This is a genomic window from Methanobrevibacter filiformis (assembly GCF_001639265.1).
In the GTDB taxonomy this organism is placed as follows: domain Archaea; phylum Methanobacteriota; class Methanobacteria; order Methanobacteriales; family Methanobacteriaceae; genus Methanacia; species Methanacia filiformis.
Genome location: NZ_LWMT01000109.1, coordinates 1 through 2,856, shown reverse-complemented (window position 1 = coordinate 2,856; position 2,856 = coordinate 1). Strand labels below are relative to the sequence as shown.

Below are 2,856 nucleotides of genomic sequence, written 5' to 3'. Positions count from 1 at the left end.
TTTCTTTTTTAACCATCTTTTTTAAACAAACATCCTCCTCATCATCAAGCTCTACTCTTCTCTGTTTCATATAGTATAATATGAATATCATCATATATAAATATTTTAAAATTAAGTTGTCATGACAATATGTATTATTATAAGGAAAATACTTTTTTATTAATCCCAAAGTATCATAATTAAATAATATGTTGTTTTCTGAAAGATTATTCAATATTTTAAGAAATTTAAAATCTTTAAAGAAATCATTGAAGTTAATAATAAAATCTACATAACTAAAAAGGAAAAACACACTTTTTACTGTGTTTTTTGGAATGAAAGTAATATTTTCAAACTCATCAGTACTTTTTATTAAATTTTGAAGTTCCTCAGTTGCATAAAAAATATAAGCAAATTTTTCATCATATATTTTTTCTAAAAAATAAACCCATTTGCTACTTAAACTAGATTTTTTGTCATCATCTATTAAAAATAAAAATACTTTTTCTTTTGAAAATATTTTCTCATTAATTAAAAACATATTAGTTCTGGAATAATATTCATCATTTTGGATAATAAAGTATTTCTCATTTTCAATTTGTATTTTTTTCATCTTTTTCATTTTAGTTTCATAGCAATTAATTATTATAGATTCTGAGTTATTAGGAAAAACCTCTTTTACTAAAGGATGGTTTGAAAATATCATATCATGTTTTTCTATTAGTTTCTTAGTTTCCTTATCTATTTTTCCATTTAATTCATTAACCACATAATCAAATGGAAGATATATTGACTTTTCAGTTTTATTATATTGAGCATAATATGATAACAATACCCACCAATTATTTAGTGAAGTCAAATTGGTAATTGATATATATTTCTGTGGAATTAATCTATCAAGCTCACGTGAAAAAATAGAATTAGCTATATTAATTAATCCTTGATATTTAGGATTATTTAAGATATATCTATATTGAATCCATTCATTTTTATCTACATTTGTTATTCCTACTCTGTAGAATATTTTAACACGAGAATCAAGTTGTGAAAGCTTTTTAGATTCATCCTTATTAAATTTATCCTTAGTTAAAACAATAACATTCAGCTCATCAAAATCCTGAAAGTTAATAACATCTTTTTTTACATAAAAATCTTTGTTAGAAAAATTTTCTAAAATAAATAATGAGTTCTTTTTATTGTTTTTAAATTTTCTAAGATTAAACCCTGTTTTATTTTCAAAAATGGCATCAACCACTTTACTAGAACAATTCCCATTTTGAAGTGATATAAATTTCTCTTTTCCATTATAATTCGCAGCTAATGAATTTATATTTAGTAAAATTTTAGTTAAATCTTCAGATGATTTTGTAATAGGGATATTAAGCTCATCAAAATCAATATATAATCCTCTTCTATCTAAATACTCATCTTGATCATATTGGTATAAAATAATTGGTTTATTAGTCACGAAATAATCTATTAAAATACTTGAGTAATCAGTGATTAAAACATCTGTTACAGCTAAAACCTCAGAAACATCCAAATAATCTGGAACACAGATGTCTGAAAAACGTTTATCTTTAAGTATGTGTTTATACATTAAAGGATGGACTTTTAATAGTAAATTATAATCCTCTGGTAAGGTTTCTTGTATTAAAGATATTGTATCAAAAAGATCATTACTATTATTTTTCAAATTTCCAACATTCCCTCGCCAAGTTGGAGCATAAAGAACAATTTTTTTACTTTCTAAATTAACTGTTTCAGATAAAACTTTAGATAAAACTTTAGTTAAATATTCTTCTTTATTTGTATTTATAATCAAATCTACACGAGGATATCCTTCTTCAACAACTAATCCATCCCATATACCATTTAAATCATGAGAATCTATGAGTTTTTCAGTTGTAAAGGAGTTAGGTGAAAGAATATGTGTAGACTGTAAAAAATTTCTCTGTAAGTTTTTATGTTGAGCGATAGGTCCTTTCATATCTTTACCTAATGTTTTTAAAGGTGTTCCATGCCATGTATTAATATAAATCTGCCCTTCTTTTCGCATGAAATAAGGTGAAAATGATGTGTTATTAATTAAATACTTTGCTTTTGAAAGGTAAATAAAATAATCTTCTGAATGAACTTTAACAAATTTCAAATTTTTCATATTCTTAAATCGCTGTATTTGAGGATCAGTAGTTATTTCATGATTTATCGCCCAAACATGTGTGAATCTATTTTTTTTATCACGAGAAACGATTTCTAGAAAAAGTGCAAATGGATTATCAGTCATGCTTTTTCCATGAAATGTCTCATAAAAAATTATAGAATCCTCCAGAGATTCTTGTTTAAAATATTTTGTATAATCTGTTGATCTACGAAAATGTATATTAGACTTATATAATTTTTCATACCTTTTATTTAATTTTATCAATTTATCCATGCGTGATTTATCTAACACATTCAAATTAACCCTCCCCAATTTATTAAAAATTAATAACTTCATAAGAATGAGTATAATCCAATAAAATATAATGTTAAGCTAATAAAATATAAAAAATATTAATTAATTTTAAAAAAAACTACTATTTTTGTTCTCATTTTAATGATTTAAGATTATTTACTGAAATTAAGAAATTTTAGCATTTCCTGAATAAAAATAAAAATCAATTAATAAAACAGAACATGTTCCTAAAAAATAACACACATTTTTAATATGAACTCAATTAATATACGATTTATATTATTAATTTTAAAGGAGATTATCCATAATTAAAATAAAGGTTTATGATTGTTGGATATGGTTTTAGATGTTTTTTAGTTTTTGTTTTAGTTTTTTAGTCTATTTTTTGTGTTTTAGTTTTAAACTTTTTTAATGTGTTT

1 protein-coding gene is annotated in these 2,856 nt (G+C 23.1%); it reads right to left on the bottom strand.

Annotated features, from left to right (window positions below):
• Positions 1-2,434, bottom strand: a 2,434-nt coding sequence (locus MBFIL_RS11230) for a CDP-glycerol glycerophosphotransferase family protein (protein ID WP_245637448.1), incomplete at its 3' end; no start/stop codon positions are given.
• Between the last annotated feature and the right edge of the window lie 422 nt (positions 2,435-2,856).